This window comes from Pseudomonas asplenii, assembly GCF_900105475.1.
GTDB lineage: Bacteria > Pseudomonadota > Gammaproteobacteria > Pseudomonadales > Pseudomonadaceae > Aquipseudomonas > Aquipseudomonas asplenii.
Window position 1 is genome coordinate 4716168 of sequence record NZ_LT629777.1, and the last position, 18171, is coordinate 4734338.

Genomic DNA, 18171 nt, shown 5'->3' on the forward strand with positions numbered 1-18171 from the left:
ATGCACTTCAGCGAATTGATGGCAGTTCTTTCCATGCACGCGATCGGTCTTCAACTGGAAGAAGACGATCTAGTGATTCTCGGTGACGATGACAGCCTTGACAGTGCTGTATTCGATAGCCTTGTCGTGCACAAGGCGGAACTGCTCAAGCTGGTGGCTCGAAACGGTGGAGAGTGGCTGAGCCCGGCCTTGCGTATTACCCCGCAGATGTTGCCGCTGGCCAACCTCGATCAGGCCACGATCGATCGGATTGTCGAGGCGGTGCCCGGTGGTGCGGGCAACGTCCAGGACATCTACCCGCTGGCGCCCCTGCAGGAAGGCATTCTCTATCATCACCTGGCCGCCGGCCAGGGCGACCCCTATGTGTTGCGGGCGCTGTTCGGCGCGGATAGCCGTGAACGTCTCGATGATTTCGCCCAGGCCCTGCAAGCGGTGATCGAACGGCACGATATCTTGCGCACGGCGATGGTCTGGGAGGGGCTCGACGAACCGGTGCAGGTGGTATTGCGTCAGGCGACGCTGGCGGTGGAGGAAGTCGATCTGGCCTCTGCCGACGGTGATATCGAAGCCCGGTTGTGTGAGCGTTTCGACCCCCGGCATTACCGCCTGGATCTGCGCCAGGCCCCGCTGATGCGACTGGCGTGCGCCGAAGACCGGGCCAATGGGCGTTGGGTGGCGATCCTGTTGTTCCATCACATTGCCATCGACCATGCCGCGCTGGAACTGGTGCAGCACGAAATGCAGGCCTACCTGCTGGGCCAAGGCCACGCCTTGCCCGAGGCGGTACCTTATCGCAACTATGTGGCGCAGGTCCGGCTCGGGGCCGGGGCCGATGCCCATGAAGGCTTTTTCCGCGACATGCTGGCGGACGTCGATGAACCGACGCTGCCGTTTGGTGTGGTCGAGATCCCGGATGGCAGTCCGCAGATCGAAGAAGTCCATATTCCCGTCGCGGCCGATCTGAGCCAGCGTCTGCGCGCCCAGGCCCGACAGTTGGGCGTCAGCGCCGCGAGCCTGCATCACCTGGCCTGGGCACGGGTGGTGGGCGCGGTGTCGGGCAAGTCCGATGTGGTGTTCGGTACCGTGCTGATGGGCCGGATGCAAGGAGGCGAGGGTGCCGACCGGGCGCTGGGGATGTTCATCAATACCTTGCCGTTGCGAGTGAAACTCGAAGGTCACGCGGTCCGTGAAGGGGTCAAGAGCACCCACGCGCGGCTGACCGCCTTGCTGGGACATGAGCATGCTTCCCTGGCCCTGGCCCAACGTTGCAGCGGCGTGGCCGCGCCGGCGCCGTTGTTCAGCTCGCTGCTCAACTATCGCCACAGTGCCGCCGGGGCACAGGCTTCGGCAGAGGCGCTGCAGGCCTGGGCCGGCTTGCAGAGCCTGGGCGGCGGCGAACAAAGCACCTATCCGATTACGCTGTCGGTGGATGACTTTGGCGAGGCGTTCAGCCTGGCCGTCCAGACCCTGGTGGAGATCGGTGCGCAGCGCGTCGGCGACTATATGGTAGCGGCCCTGGCTGCGCTGGTCGAAGCCTTGGAGCAAGCGCCACAGACACCGTTGCAGGATCTGGCAATCCTTCCACCGGCCGAGCGCCAGCAAGTGGTGTACGGCTTCAATTCCACGGCGCGTGACTATCCACGTGGCAGCAGCCTGGTGGAACTGTTCGAGGAGCAGGTAGCGGCGCGGCCCGATGCGCTTGCCGTGGTCCTGGATGAACAGCAGCTGACCTATCGGCAGCTCAACAACCGGGCCAATGCCCTGGCTAAGCATCTGAGCGATCTCGGCGTACAGCCGGGTGATCGCGTGGGGCTGTTGCTGGAGCGTTCCTTCGACCTGCTGGCGGGTCAGTTGGCGATTCTCAAGTGTGGCGCGGCCTATGTGCCGCTGGATATCAATGCTCCCGCCGAGCGCCAGGCGTTCATGTTGCACGACAGCGCGGCACGGCAGGTATTGACCCGCCTTACCAGCGCAGTGCCTGAAGGTATCGAGCGGGTGGATCTGGACGGGTTGGAGCTGGATGCAGAGGTGCCCAATCCGGCGCCGCTCTCGTCCGCCGAGTCGGTGGCATACGTCATGTACACCTCCGGCTCCACCGGCACGCCCAAAGGGGTACTGGTGCCGCATCGGGCTGTCAGCCGCCTGGTGATCAACAACGGTTACGCCGATTTCAACGCCCGGGACCGCGTGGCGTTTGCCTCCAACCCGGCCTTCGACGCCAGTACCCTGGATGTCTGGGCGCCGCTGCTCAATGGCGGTTGCGTGGTAGTGGTGGAGCAGTCGGTGTTGCTGTCCCTGGAGGATTTCCGCGCACTGCTGTTGGCACAATCGGTCAGCGTGTTGTGGATGACTGCCGGGCTGTTCCATCAGTACGCTGGCGGTCTGATGGAAGCATTCGCACGGTTGCGCTACCTGATCGTCGGTGGTGATGTGCTGGACCCGGCGGTGATCGCCCGGGTACTGGCCGAAGGTGCCCCTGAGCACCTGCTCAACGGCTACGGTCCGACCGAAGCCACCACCTTCTCCACGACCCATGAAATCACTGCGGTCGGTCACGGCGGTATTCCCATCGGCCGGCCGATCGGCAACAGTCAGGTGTATGTGCTCGATGCGTTGCGCCAACCCGTGGCGGTGGGCGTGGCCGGTGAGCTGTACATCGGTGGGCAGGGGGTGGCCAAGGGGTATCTGAACCGGCCGGAACTGAACGCCACCCAATTTATCGCCGACCCGTTCAGCGACCAGCCAGGGGCACTGATGTATCGCACTGGCGACCTCGCGCGCTGGAACGCGGACGGTGTTGTCGAGTACCTGGGGCGTAACGACGATCAGGTGAAGATCCGCGGTTTCCGTATCGAGCTGGGTGAAATCGAAGCCCGCCTGGCGGCGTGCGACGGCGTCAAGGAGGCGGTGGTTCTGGCTCGCCAGGACGAACCGGGGCACAAGCGCCTGGTGGCCTACCTGGTCGGCGAAGACGGTAGCGCCTTGTCGGCGGCGCAGTTGCGCAGCGAGCTGGCAGCGTCCCTGGCCGAATACATGGTGCCGAGCGCCTTCATGATTCTGCCGTCCTTCCCGCTGACCGCCAACGGCAAGCTGGATCGCCGGGCCTTGCCGGTGCCGGATGCCGACGCCTATGCCAGCCGTGAGTTCCATGCCCCCGAGGGCGAAGTGGAAACCACCCTGGCGCAATTGTGGAGCGAGTTGCTCAAAGTCGAGCGGGTGGGCCGGCATGACCATTTCTTCGAACTGGGTGGGCATTCGCTACTGGCCGTCAGCCTGATCGAACGCATGCGTCAGTTGGGCCTGAGCGCCGATGTGCGTGTACTGTTCAGCCAGCCGACCCTGGCCGCGCTGGCTGCCGCCGTGGGTGGCGGGCGTGAGATTTGCGTACCGGCCAACCTGATCGCGCCCGACTGCGAGCGAATCACCCCGGAGCTGTTGCCGCTGGTCAGCCTGACCCAGGCGCAGATCGACCGGGTGGTGGCGAGCGTGCCGGGCGGCATGGCCAACGTACAGGATATCTACCCGCTGGCACCGTTGCAGGAGGGGATTCTCTATCACCACCTGGCGGCGGAGCAGGGTGACCCCTACGTCTTGCAGACGCAGTTCGCCTTTGACAATCACGAACGACTGGCGGCGTTTGTCCAGGCCCTGCAAATGGTGATCGATCGCCATGACATCCTGCGTACCGGCGTGGTCTGGCAAGGCCTGGACTCGCCAGTACAAGTGGTCTGGCGCCAGGCACGGCTGCACCTCGATGCACTCGAACTCGACCCGGCAGCCGGCGATATCGGCGCGCAACTGCACAGTCGTTTCGACCCGCGGCATTATCGCCTGGATGTGACTCAGGCACCGCTGATGCGGGTGGCCTATGCCGAAGACCCGCTCAACCAGCGGATCGTCGCGATGCTGTTGTTCCATCACATGGCCCTGGACCATATGGCGATGGAGGTGGTGCAGCATGAAATGCAGGCCTGGTTGCTGGGCGAGGCCGAGACCTTGTCGGTGCCGGTGCCGTATCGCAACTATGTGGCCCAGGCGCGCCTGGGCGTCAGCCAGGCCGATCACGAAGTATTTTTCCGCGATATGCTCGGCGAGGTGGACGAACCGACGCTGCCGTTCGGCCTGCAGGATGTGCAGGGCGATGGTCGTGATATCGAGGAAGTCAGCCTGGCGTTGGACCGCCGCCTGGATTTGGGCCTGCGTGCCCAGGCCCGGCAGTTGGGGGTCAGCGCCGCGAGCCTGATGCACCTGGCCTGGGCCCAGGTGCTGGGCAAGGTCTCGGGCCGGCAGGACGTGGTGTTCGGCACGGTATTGATGGGCCGGATGCAGGGCGGTGAGGGTGCCGACCGGGCCTTGGGCATGTTTATCAATACTCTGCCGCTGCGGGTCGCCGTGGGCGGGCAGGGTGCGCGCGCCGGGGTCAAGGCGACCCATGCGCGCCTCACCGCGTTGCTGGGACATGAGCATGCGTCACTGGCTCTGGCTCAACGCTGCAGTGGTGTGGCTGCGCCGGCGCCGCTGTTCAGTGCCTTGCTCAACTACCGCCACAGTGCCGTGGGTACTGTGACCGAACAGGCCCTGCAGGCCTGGAGCGGTATTCATGCCCTCAGTGGTGAAGAACGCACCAACTACCCGCTGACCTTGAACGTCGATGACCTGGGCGAAGGCTTCAAATTGACCGCGTTGGTGGCTTCGGCCATTGGCGCGCAGCGGGTGTGTGGCTATATGCACACGGCGTTGGAGCAGTTGCTGGAGGCGCTGGAACATACGCCGCAAGCGTCGCTGCAAAGTTTGTCGATTCTCTCGGCACACGAGCGTGAGCAGTTGCTGGTGGGTTTCAACGACACTGCGCTGGAGTATCCGCAGGCGCAGACGATTCATGGGTTGTTCGAGGCGCAGGTGCTGAACACCCCGGATGCTTTGGCTGTAGTGCATAACGATCAGAAACTCAGCTACCGCGAGCTTAACGAACAGTCCAACCGCCTGGCCCATGCCCTGCGCAAGCAAGGTGTGCAGCCGGATTCACGGGTGGGGATCTGCGTCGAGCGTGGCGCCGAGATGGTTGTGGGGCTGCTGGCGATTCTCAAGGCGGGCGGTGCTTATGTGCCGCTGGATCCGGCTTACCCGGCGGAACGGATTGCCTACATGCTGCAGGACAGTGCCCCGGCGGTCGTCTTGGCGCAGACAGCCACTCAGGAGTTGCTGGCTGGCGTGTCGGTGCCTGTGATCAATCTCGACCAGGGCACCTGGCAGGACGAATCCGTCCAGAATCCCGAGGTACCGGGGCTGACTTCGGCGCACTTGGCCTACCTGATCTACACCTCGGGCTCGACCGGGTTGCCCAAGGGCGTGATGATCGAACACCGCAACACCGTGAACTTCCTGACCTGGGCACATACAGCGTTTGATAACGCCGCGCTGGCCAAGACCCTGTTTTCTACCTCGTTGAACTTCGACCTGGCGGTGTATGAGTGTTTTGCCCCGCTGACGTCTGGGGGCAGCATCGAGGTGGTGAAAAACGTTCTGGAACTGCAACACGGCGAGCACGATATCGGCTTGATCAACACGGTTCCTTCAGCGCTCAAGGCGCTGTTGGAGGTAGATGGCCTGCCGGGTTCGGTCCACACCGTCAACGTGGCCGGCGAAGCCCTCAAGCGCAGCCTGGTGGAATCTCTATTCGAGAAAACCGGTGTTCAACGTCTGTGCAACCTCTACGGCCCTTCGGAAACCACCACCTACTCCAGTTGGGTGGCGATGGATCGCAAAGACGGCTTCGCCCCGCACATCGGCAAACCGGTGGGCAACACTCAGTTCTACCTGCTGGACGAGCAACAACAGCCTGTTCCACTGGGCGTGCCGGGTGAGATCTACATCGGCGGTGCCGGTGTGGCCCGTGGCTACTTGAACCGTGACGACCTGACCGCCGAGCGTTTCCTCCAGGATCCGTTCAGACAGGATCAAACGGCGCGCATGTACCGTACTGGCGACCTGGGCCGTTACCTGGCCGACGGCAATATCGAATACCTGGGCCGTAACGACGACCAGGTGAAAATCCGTGGTTTCCGTATCGAACTGGGCGAGATCGATGCCCGCCTGGCGAAACACCCAGCAATCCACGAAACGGTGGTCACCGCTCGCGAGGATGTACCAGGCGACAAACGCCTGGTGGCTTACTACACCCTGGCCGAAGGGCATACTTCGGTGGACATCGACAGCCTGCGCCGTCATCTGCAGGAAAAACTGCCGGAGTACATGGTCCCGGCCATCTACGTCGCACTGGAAAAACTGCCGCTGACGCCGAACGGCAAGCTGGACCGCAAGGCCTTGCCAGCGCCGGACCTCGACGCATTGAACCGCCGTGGCTACGAAGCGCCACAAGGTGAAACCGAAATCGCCCTCGCCGAGATCTGGCAAAAACTGCTGGGTGTTGCGCAGGTCGGTCGCCATGACCATTTCTTCGAACTGGGCGGCCACTCACTGCTGGCCGTCAGCCTGATCGAGCGTATGCGCCAGGCCGGCCTGAGCGCCGACATCCGGGTATTGTTCAGCCAACCGACCCTGGCGGCCCTGGCCGGCGCCGTCGGTAGCGGACGTGAAATCGTGGTCCCGGCCAACGCTATCCCAGCCGGCTGCGAGCACATCACTCCGGACCTGCTGCCGCTGATCAGCCTCGACCAGGCCGCGATCGACCGGATTGTCGCCAGCGTGCCGGGCGGTGCGGCAAACGTGCAGGACATCTACCCGCTGGCGCCGTTGCAGGAGGGGATTCTCTATCACCACCTGGCCGCCGAACAGGGCGATCCCTACGTCCTTCACGCGTTGTTCAGCGTGGCGAACCGCGAGCGTTTGGACGCCTTTGCCCAGGCACTGCAACAGGTCATCGACCGTCATGACATCCTGCGCACCGCCGTGCTCTGGCAAGACCTCGACGAACCGGTCCAGGTCGTCTGGCGCCAGGCGCGGCTGCACTGTGAGGCCCTGGAGTTGGACCCGCATGCCGGTGAGGCACTGAGCCAGCTCAAGGAGCGCTTCGATACCCGTCACTCGCAGTTGGACGTGACCCAGGCCCCACTGATGCAACTGGTGTTTGCCGAGGATAAGGGCCAACAGCGTTGGGTGGCGATGTTGCGCTTCCATCACATGGCCCTGGACCATACCGCTCTGGAGGTGGTCCGTCATGAAATCCAGGCGAATCTGCTGGGGCAGGCCGAACAGCTGGGCAGTCCGGTGCCGTACCGCAACTATGTGGCCCAGGCGCGCCTGGGGAACAGCCAGGCCGAACACGAGCAGTTCTTTTGCGGCATGCTCGGCGATATCGATGAGCCGACCCTGCCATTCGGCCTGCGCGATGTTCAGGTCGACGGTCATCTGATCGACGAAGTCAGTTCTGTTCTGCCATCGGCCCTGAGCCAGCGGCTGCGGGCTCTGGCCCGGCGGTTGGGGGTCAGCGCCGCGAGCCTGCATCACCTGGCCTGGGCTCAGGTGTTGGGCCAGGTCTCGGGTAAACAGGACGTGGTATTCGGCACCGTGTTGATGGGCCGGATGCAGGGCGGCGAGGGGGCCGACCGGGCATTGGGCATGTTTATCAATACCTTGCCGCTGCGGGTCGCCGTGGGCGGGCAGGGGGTAGAGGTCGGGGTCAAGGCGGTTCACGGGCGGCTCACCGCGTTGCTTGGCTACGAGCATGCGTCCCTGGCCCTGGCTCAACGTTGCAGTGGCGTGGCCGCGCCAACGCCACTGTTCAGTGCCTTGCTCAACTACCGGCACAGCGCCGTGGGCAGCGTTTCCGAGCAGGCGTTGCAGGCCTGGCAAGGCATCGAGATTCTCAGCAGTGAAGAGCGCACCAACTACCCGCTGACGTTGTCGGTGGACGACCTGGGCGAGGATTTCTCCCTGAGTGTCCTGGCACTGCAGGGCATTGGTGCACAACGCGTCTGCGATTACATGTTCACGGCTCTGGTGAATCTGGCCGAGGCTCTGGAGCAGGCGCCCCAGACGCCGCTGTCCGAGCTTTCGATCCTGCCGGCCGCCGAACGCGAGCAATTGCTGGTGGGCTTCAATGCCAGCCAGCGCGACTATCCACGCACGCAAACCGTCCATGGCCTGTTCGAAGCCCTGGTCCGTCAGCAACCCGAGGCATGCGCGGCCATCCACGACGGCGTATCGCTCAGCTACGCCGACCTCAACGCCCGCGCCAACCGCCTGGCCCGCCATCTGCGCGACCTCGGCGTACAACCGGGTGACAGCGTGGCGATTCTGCTGGAGCGCTCCCACGACCTGCTGGTCAGCCAGTTGGCGGCACTCAAGTGCGCGGCGGTCTACGTACCGCTGGATATCAATGCGCCGATCGAGCGCCAGGCATTCATGATCGAGGACAGCCAGGCGAAAACTCTGCTGACCCACAGTCAGGTTGCACTGGCTACTTCAGCGCAGCGGGTAGAACTGGACCGTCTGGACCTGTCTCACCTCGACCAGGCTGATCTGGGACTTGTCCAGTCCAGCGAAAGCGTGGCGTACATCATGTACACCTCTGGCTCCACCGGTACGCCAAAAGGCGTGCTGGTACCACACCGAGCCATCAGCCGACTGGTGCTGAACAACGGCTATGCCGATTTCAACGCCCAGGACCGAGTGGCATTTGCCTCCAACCCGGCTTTCGACGCCAGTACCCTGGATGTCTGGGCGCCGCTGCTCAATGGCGGCTGCGTGGTGGTGATCGGACAGGATGACCTGCTCACGCCGGTGAACTTCCAGCGCCTGTTGCTGGAACACTCGGTGACGGTGCTGTGGATGACCGCCGGGCTGTTCCATCAGTACGCTTCGGGCCTGGGCGAGGCGTTCTCGCGCCTGCGCTACCTGATCGTCGGCGGTGATGTGCTGGACCCGGCGGTGATTGCGCGGGTGCTGGCACACAGTGCTCCCGAACATCTGCTCAACGGCTACGGCCCGACTGAAGCCACGACCTTCTCCGCAACCTACGAAATCACTGCGGTCGGCAACGGTGCAATTCCGATTGGCCGGCCAGTGGGCAATACCCGTCTGTATGTGCTCGATGCCCAGGGTCAGCTTGTGCCACAAGGGGTGGAAGGCGAGCTGTACATTGGCGGGCAGGGCGTGGCCCTGGGTTACCTGAACCGGGATGACCTGACCGAAGAAAAATTCGTCGCCGATCCGTTCAGCCAAGAGCCGAATGCACGGTTGTACCGCACTGGCGACCTGGTTCGCTGGCGTGCCGATGGCAACCTGGATTACCTGGGACGCAATGACGCCCAGGTGAAGATTCGTGGGTTCCGTGTCGAGCTGGGCGAAATCGAGGCGCGTCTGGCCGAGCATGCCGAGGTTCAGGACGCAGTGGTGCTGTGTCGCGAAGATGAACCGGGCAATAAGCGCCTGGTGGCTTATGTCACGGCGCGAGACTCCGCAACCGTTCTGGACATCGAAAGCCTGCGCGACCATCTGCAAGGCGCGCTGCCGGAGTACATGGTGCCGGCGGCCTATGTGCAACTCGATGCCTTGCCGTTGACGGCCAATGGCAAACTGGACCGCAAGGCCCTGCCGGTGCCGGACGCACAAGCACTGATCAGCCGCGGTTACGAAGCCCCGCAAGGCGAAGTGGAAAGTCTGCTGGCCTCGATCTGGGCCGAGGTGCTCAAGGTCGAGCAGGTCGGTCGCCACGACCACTTCTTCGAACTGGGTGGACACTCGTTGCTGGCGGTCAGCCTGATCGAACGCATGCGCCAGGCCGGCTTGAGCGCCGATGTACGTGTGCTGTTCAGTCAGCCGACCCTGGCTGCCCTGGCGGCGGCGGTGGGCACCAGCCGTGAGTTCGCGGTTCCGGCCAACCGGATTGCCCCGGACTGCCAGCGCATCACTCCGGACCTGCTGCCGCTGATCCAGTTGGAGCAGAGCGCTATCGATCGCGTCGTGGCCATGGTGCCGGGCGGTGCGGCAAACATCCAGGATATCTACCCGCTGGCGCCGTTGCAGGAAGGGATTCTCTATCACCATATCAGCGCCGAAGAGGGCGACCCCTATGTGCTGCAAGCGCAGTACGCGTTTGACAGCCGTGCCCGTCTGGATGATTTCGCTCAGGCGCTGCAATCGGTCATCGACCGGCATGACATCCTGCGCACCTCCATGCACTGGGAAGGCTTCGACGAGCCGTTGCAAGTGGTCTGGCGGCATGCCGAGCTGAGCATCGAGGAACGTTCGCTGGATCCTCGCGGGGGTGATATCGGCCAGCAGTTGCAGGCCAGTTTCGATCCTCGCCAGGTACGCCTGGATATCCGCCAGGCGCCGATGCTGCACCTGGTCCAGGCCTGGGACGAGCCGAACCAGCGCTGGCTGGCGCTGCTGCTGTTCCATCACCTGGTCATGGACCACACCGCGATGGAGGTGGTACAGCACGAGATGCAGGCCTCTCTGCTCGGGCAGCAGGCGCAACTGGGCGCTGCGGTGCCTTATCGCAACTACGTGGCCCAGGCCCGTCTGGGTGTGAGCCAGGACGAGCATGAGCGCTTCTTCCGCGAGCGCCTCGGTGATATCGACGAACCGACCTTGCCGTTCGGCCTGCAGGATGTGCAGGGCGACGGTAGCGAAATCGAACAGAGCCACCTGGCGCTGGATGTCGGCCTGAGTTTGCGTTTGCGAGCCCAGGCCCGTCAGCTCGGGGTGAGCGCGGCGAGCCTGGTGCACCTGGCCTTTGCCCAGGTACTGGGGCAGGTCAGCGGGCGTGACCAAGTGGTGTTCGGTACGGTACTGCTGGGCCGGATGCAGGCCGGCGATGGCGCCGACCGGGCTTTGGGGATGTTCATCAATACCCTGCCGCTGCGAGTGACCCTGGACGGTCAAAGCGTGCGCGAGGGGGTCAAGACCACCCACGCCGAACTGACCGCATTGCTCGGCCACGAACACGCCTCCCTGGCATTGGCCCAGCGTTGCAGCGGCGTGAGCGCGCCACTGCCGTTGTTCAGTGCCTTGCTCAACTATCGCCACAGCAGCCTGACGGTGACCGAGCAGGCGCAAACCGCCTGGCAGGGCATGCAGGTGCTGGGTGGGGCCGAGGAACGGACCAACTACCCGTTGACCCTCAACGTCGACGACCTGGGAGAAGGTTTTCACTTCACTGCATTGGTAGCGCAGGTCATTGGTGCGCAACGCCTTTGCGGCTACCTGCAGAGCGCGTTGGAGGCTTTGGTCCAGGCCCTGGAACAGGCACCACAGACCGCCGTACAGACGATTTCGATCTTGCCGGCCAGCGAGCGCGCGCAGTTGCTCGAGCACTGGAACCAGGCGGGCGGGGTTTATGCCGCCGATACGTTGATCCATCAGCAGTTCGAAGCCCGCGCCGCCGAATGGCCAGAGGCCGTGGCATTGGTGTACCAGGATGAAAGCCTGACCTACGGCGAACTCAACGCCCGCGCCAACCAGGTTGCCCATCGCCTGCTGGCCCTGGGCGTGCGCCCGGACGACCGGGTGGCGATCTGCGTCGAGCGCGGTCTGGCGATGATCGTCGGCCTGCTCGGTATCCTCAAGTCCGGCGCCGGTTACGTGCCGCTGGATCCGGCCTATCCCCGTGAGCGCCTGGCCTACACCCTGGACGACAGCGCCCCGGTGGCCTTGCTGAGCCAACACGCGGTGCGCGAGGCGTTGCCGTCGGTGGATCTGCCGCTGATCAATCTCGACGATAGCGATCTGCAGGACGAATCCGTGCAGAATCCGCAGGTGCCGGGGCTGACGCCAGCGAGCCTGGCCTATGTGATCTACACCTCCGGCTCCACCGGCCTGCCGAAAGGGGTGATGGTCGAGCACCGGAACGTTGCGCGGCTGTTTTCGGCCACTGACCACTGGTTCGGTTTCAATGCGCAGGACACCTGGGCGCTGTTCCACTCGTTCGCCTTCGACTTCTCGGTCTGGGAAATCTGGGGGGCGCTGCTGCATGGCGGCCGCTTGCTGATCGTGCCGCAACTGGTCAGTCGTTCGCCGCAGGATTGCTACGCCCTGTTGTGCAGCGCCGGTGTGACGGTGCTCAACCAGACGCCTAGCGCGTTCCGCCAGTTGATTGCCGCCCAGGGCGAGAAGGGTCAGGCCCATGCGCTGCGCCAGGTGATTTTTGGCGGTGAAGCGCTGGACACGGCGATGCTCAAGCCCTGGTATGCCCGAGAAGTGAACGCCAGTACGCAACTGGTGAATATGTACGGCATCACCGAGACCACGGTGCATGTGACCTATTACCCGCTACAGGCCGAAGATGCCCAGCGCGTAGGCGCCAGCCCGATTGGCAAACGGATTCCCGACCTGCAGCTCTATGTCCTCGATGCCCGTCGCGAACCGGTACCGGTGGGTGTGGTCGGCGAACTCTATGTTGGCGGTGCCGGGGTGGCCCGCGGCTACCTGAACCGTGCCGAACTCAGTGCCGAGCGTTTCCTCGACAATCCGTTCAGTCGCGAGCCGAATGCGCGGATGTACCGCACCGGCGACCTCGGTCGCTGGCTGGCCGATGGCAGCCTGGAGTACCTGGGCCGTAACGACGAACAGGTGAAGATTCGCGGTTTCCGGATCGAGTTGGGCGAAATCGAGGCGCAACTGGCCGCCTGCGAGGGCGTGCGTGACGCCGTGGTGCTGGTGCGCGAGGACGAGCCGGGCGACAAGCGTCTGGTGGCCTACGTCATCGCTGCCGCCGGCATCGAGCTGGACGCTGCACAACTGCGTAACCAGCTGCGCCTGACGCTGGCCGAATACATGCTGCCAAGCGCCTTCGTCAGCCTGCAAGCCTTGCCGCTGACCGCCAACGGCAAGCTCGATCGCAAGGCCCTGCCGGCTCCCGATCGCTCGGCGATGGTCAACCGTGGTTATGAAGCGCCAGTGGGTGACACCGAAGTCGCCATCGCACTGATCTGGCAGGAGCTGTTGCAATTGGAGCAGGTCGGTCGCCATGACCACTTCTTCGAATTGGGCGGCCACTCGCTGCTGGCAGTAAAACTGATCGAACGTATGCGCCAGATCGACCTCAGTGCCGATGTGCGCGTGCTGTTCGGCCAACCGACCCTGGCTGCTCTCGCGGCCGCAGTCGGCGGCAAGGCTAAAATCGAGGTGCCGGCCAACCGCATTCCCGAGGGTTGCCAACGCATCACCCCGGACATGCTGCCGCTGGTGTCCCTGAGCCAGGACGATATCGACCGCGTGGTGGCCGCCGTGCCTGGCGGGGTGGCCAATGTGCAGGATATCTACGCCCTGGCACCGTTGCAGGAAGGGATTCTGTATCACCACCTGGCTGCGAGCGAGGGTGACCCGTACCTGCAATACGCGCTGTTCGGCTTCGACAGTCTCGAGCGCCTGCACAGTTTCGCCCAGGCTCTGCAAGGCGTGGTGGCACGCCACGATATTCTGCGTACCGCCGTGCTCTGGGAAAGCCTGGATGCGCCGGTGCAGGTGGTCTGGCGCGAAGCGACCCTGGGCCTTGAACAGTTGGCGCTGGACCCGGCGGAGGGCGACATCGTCGAACAACTGCGCGAACGCCTGGACCCACGCCATACCCGCCTGGATATCCGCCAGGCGCCGATGATGCGCATCGGTTATGCGCAAGATCCGCAGAACAACCGCTGGGTTGGCATGTTGCTGTTCCATCACCTGGTGGACGATGCGACTTCGCTGCGCATTCTCAGCGGCGAAATCGAAGCGCATATGCTCGGTCGACAGGCGCAACTGCCGACGTCCGTGCCTTATCGCAACTATGTGGCTCAGGCCTGGCTGGGAGTCAGCCGCGAGGAACACGAAGCGTTCTTCCGCGACATGCTCGGCGATATCGACGAGCCGACCCTGCCATTCGGCCTGCAGGATGTGCAGGGCGACGGCCGTGGCATCGAGGAAGTCCGCCGGGACGTCGATGCCGATCTGAGCCGACGCCTGCGCTTGCAGGCGCGGCAGCTCGGGGTGAGCGCCGCCAGCCTGTATCACCTGGCCTGGGCCAGCGTATTGGGTGCCGTGTCAGGCAAGGATGACGTGGTGTTTGGCACCGTGTTGCTGGGTCGCCTGCAAGGCGGCGAGGGCGCCGACCGGGCCTTGGGCATGTTCATCAACACCTTGCCGCTGCGGGTCACACTGGGTGAGCAGGGGGTGCGCAGTGGTCTGAAGACCACCCACACCCGACTCAGCGGGTTGCTCGCCCATGAGCATGCCTCGCTGGTACTGGCGCAGCGTTGCAGCGGTGTGGCCGCGTCGACGCCGCTGTTCAGTTCGCTGCTCAATTACCGGCAGATCGATATCAGCGTCACCGATCAGGCACTGGCGGCCTGGGACGGCATTCAGGCGCTGGATGGCGAAGAACGGACCAACTACCCGCTGACCCTGTCGGTGAATGACCTGGGTGAGGGTTTCAATCTGACGGTCATGACCGAAGCGCAAATCGGCGCCGAGCGGATCTGTGGCTATATGCACTGCGCCCTGGAAAACCTGGTGCAGGCGCTGGAGCACACCCCGCAAGCGCCATTGGGCAGCGTGAATATCCTGCCCGCGGGCGAGCGCCAGCAGTTGCTGGAAAACTGGAACACCCCGCATGCCTCGTATGTCGCCGACACCTTGATCCATCGCACGTTCGAAGCCTGGGCGGTGGCGCAGCCGGAGGCCGTGGCGCTGCAATACGAAGACCGCACGCTGACCTATGGCGAGCTGAATGCCCGCGCCAACCAGGTCGCCCATCAGTTGCTGGCCCTGGGCGTGCGTCCGGATGACCGGGTGGCGATCTGTGTCGAGCGCAGTCTGGAGATGATTGTCGGCCTGCTCGGCATCCTCAAGTCGGGTGCCGGCTACGTGCCGATCGATCCGGCCTATCCGGCCGAGCGTATTGCCTTCCAACTGCAGGACAGTGCTCCGGTGGCGGTGTTGGCCGATGCCGCCGGCCTGGCGCTGTCTGGCAGCTTCGACGGCCCGCGGCTGGATCTGCGCAGCCCGGTGTTGCAGGCCCAACCGAGTACCAATCCACGGGTCAGCGGGATCAGCCCGAACCACCTGGCCTATGTGATCTACACCTCCGGTTCCACCGGCCTGCCCAAGGGCGTGATGGTCGAACACCGCAACGTCGCGCGGCTGTTCTCGGCCACCAAGGCCTGGTTCGAATTCAACGAGCAGGATGTCTGGGCGTTGTTCCACTCGTTCGCCTTCGACTTCTCGGTCTGGGAAATCTGGGGTGCGCTGCTGCACGGCGGGCGTCTGCTGGTGGTGCCGCAACTGGTCAGCCGCTCGCCCGAGGACTGCTACGCACTGCTGTGCAATGCCGGCGTGACGGTACTCAACCAGACCCCGAGCGCGTTCCGCCAGTTGCTCAACGCCCAGGGCGAGAGCGATTTGCGGCACTCCCTGCGCCAGGTGATTTTCGGTGGCGAAGCCCTGGAAACCGGCATGCTCAAGCCGTGGTACGCCCGGGTGGCCAACGCCGGCACCCAGTTGGTGAACATGTACGGCATCACCGAAACCACCGTGCACGTGACTTACTGCCCGCTGGTGGCGGCGGATGCACAGCGGACGGGCGTCAGCCCCATCGGTGTGCGTATCCCCGATCTGCAGTTGTACGTACTCAATAGCCGGCGCGAGCCGGTGCCGGTGGGAGTCGTCGGTGAGTTGTATGTCGGCGGTGCCGGCCTAGCGCGAGGTTATCTGAACCGTGACGAACTGACGGCCGAGCGTTTCCTGCCGAACCCGTTCAGCAAGGAGCCCCTGGCGCGGTTGTACAAGACCGGTGACCTGGGCCGCTGGATGGCCGATGGCAGCCTCGATTATCTGGGCCGCAACGATGACCAGGTGAAGATTCGCGGTTTCCGCATCGAGCTGGGCGAGATTGAAGCCGTGTTGGCCGCCTGCGAGGGCGTGCGTGAGGCGGTGGTGCTGGCCCGCGAAGACGAACCGGGGGACAAGCGTCTGGTGGCCTATGTGATCGCCGCCGCCGGCCATGAGGTGGTGGCCGCCGAACTGCGTGCACAGTTGTTGTTGTCGCTGGCTGAATACATGGTGCCAAGCGCCTTTGTGGCCCTGGACAGCTTCCCGCTGACCACCAATGGCAAGCTGAACCGCAAGGCGCTGCCGGCGCCGGATGCGCAAGCATTGGTACGGCGTGATTACGCGGCGCCCGAAGGTGCCGTGGAAACCGCCATTGCCGAGATCTGGCAGTCGCTGCTGCAACTGCCGCAGGTGGGACGCCATGACCACTTCTTCGAATTGGGCGGTCACTCGCTGCTGGCCGTAAAGCTGATCGAGCGCATGCGTCAGGTTGGCCTGGCGGCCGATGTGCGGGTGCTGTTCAGCCAACCGACGCTGGCGGCCTTGGCCGCAGCCGTGGGCGGGCAGCAGGCGATCCAGATCCCGGACAACCTGATCACTCCAGACTGCACGCGCATCACCCCGGACATGCTGCCCTTGGCCGATCTGGATCAGGCGGCCATCGATCGCATCGTGGCCGGCGTACCGGGTGGCGTGGCCAATGTGCAGGATATCTACGCCCTGGCGCCGTTGCAGGAAGGGATTCTCTACCACCACCTGGCCGCCCATGAGGGCGACCCCTATGTCTTGCAGGTGCTGTTCGCGTTCGACGACCGCGAGCGTCTGGCCGGCTTCGTCCAGGCCTTGCAGAACGTGGTCGATCGTCATGACATTCTGCGCACCAGCGTGGCGTGGGAGGGGCTCGACCAGCCGGTGCAGGTGGTCTGGCGCAGTGCGCAACTGAGCGTGGAAGAGGTGGCGGTCGATCCGGGCGCCGGTGAGGTACTGGCCCTGTTGCACGAGCGTTTCGATCCTCGTCACTACCGCCTGGACGTTGGCCAGGCGCCGCTGATGCGTATTGCCTATGCCCAGGACAACGCCAACCAGCGCCTGGTGGGCATGCTGCTGTTCCATCACATGGTGCTGGACCATACCGCGCTGGAAGTGGTGGTGGAGGAAATGCAGGCGAGCCTGCAAGGCCAGGGCGAGCAATTGCCGGTCCCGGTGCCTTATCGCAACCATGTGGCCCAGGCACGCCTGGGGGTCAGTGAAGAGGAGCATGAGGCGTTCTTCCACGACATGCTCGGTGATATCGAAGAGCCGACGCTGCCTTATGGCATACAGGATGTGCAGGGTGACGGCAGTGGTGTCGAGGAAGTCCATCAGGTACTGGACAGCGACCTGAGCCGACGTCTGCGCGTCATCGCACGGCAACTGGGCGTGAGTGCCGCGAGCCTGGCGCACCTGGCCTGGGCTCAGGTGGTGGGCCGGGTATCGGGCCGCGAGGAAGTGGTCTTCGGTACCGTACTGATGGGCCGGATGCAAGGAGGCGAGGGCACCGACCGGGCCCTGGGCATGTTTATCAACACCTTGCCGCTGCGCCTCAGCGTGGGTAGCCAGGGCGCACTGGCCGGGGTCAAGGCCACTCACTTGCGGCTTTCGAAGCTGCTCGGTCATGAGCATGCCTCGTTGTCCCTGGCTCAGCGTTGCAGCGGAGTGCCGAGTTCGCTGCCGCTGTTCAGCACCCTGTTCAACTATCGCCACAGTGGCGGCGGTGCTGCCTCGTCCGAGGCCGTGGCGGCCTGGCAGGGTATTCAGACCCTGAGCATGGAAGAGCGGACCAACTATCCGTTGTGCCTGAACGTCGACGATCTGGGCGAAGCGTTCATGCTCACCATCCAGGCCGTGGCACAGATCAGCGCCCAGCGGGTTGGCAAATATATGCAGGCAGCGCTGGGCAGCCTGGTGGAAGTCTTGGAACACAGGCCGCAGGCAGCCTTGAACAGTCTGTCGATCGTGCCGACCGATGAGCGTGAGCAATTGCTCGTGGGCTTCAACGACACTGCGCTGGAGTACCCGCAGGCTCAGACCATTCATGGGTTGTTCGAAGCGCAGGTGGTGAGAACGCCTGATGCATTGGCCGTGATCCATGAGGGCAGGAAACTCAGCTATCGCGAGCTTAACGAGCAGGCCAACCGTTTGGCCCATGCCTTGCGCAAGCAAGGTGTTCAGCCGGATTCGCGAGTTGGGATCTGCGTCGAGCGCGGCGCCGAGATGGTCGTGGGGCTGCTGGCGATTCTCAAGGCGGGTGGCGCTTATTTGCCGCTGGATCCGGCGTATCCGGCCGAACGAATCACCTACATGTTGCAGGACAGTGCTCCGGCCGTAGTCTTGGCCCAGGACGCTACCCGTGACTTGCTG

General features: G+C 64.0%; 1 protein-coding gene (cut by a window edge). It reads left to right on the plus strand.

Annotated elements, in window-relative coordinates:
• Positions 1–18171, plus strand: partial view of a non-ribosomal peptide synthetase gene (locus BLU37_RS20975; RefSeq protein WP_090208474.1) — the 5' portion only. It continues 12690 nt past the right edge of the window; 18171 of the gene's 30861 nt are visible here — the first part of the coding sequence; it begins with the start codon at positions 1–3; its stop codon lies off the right edge, out of view.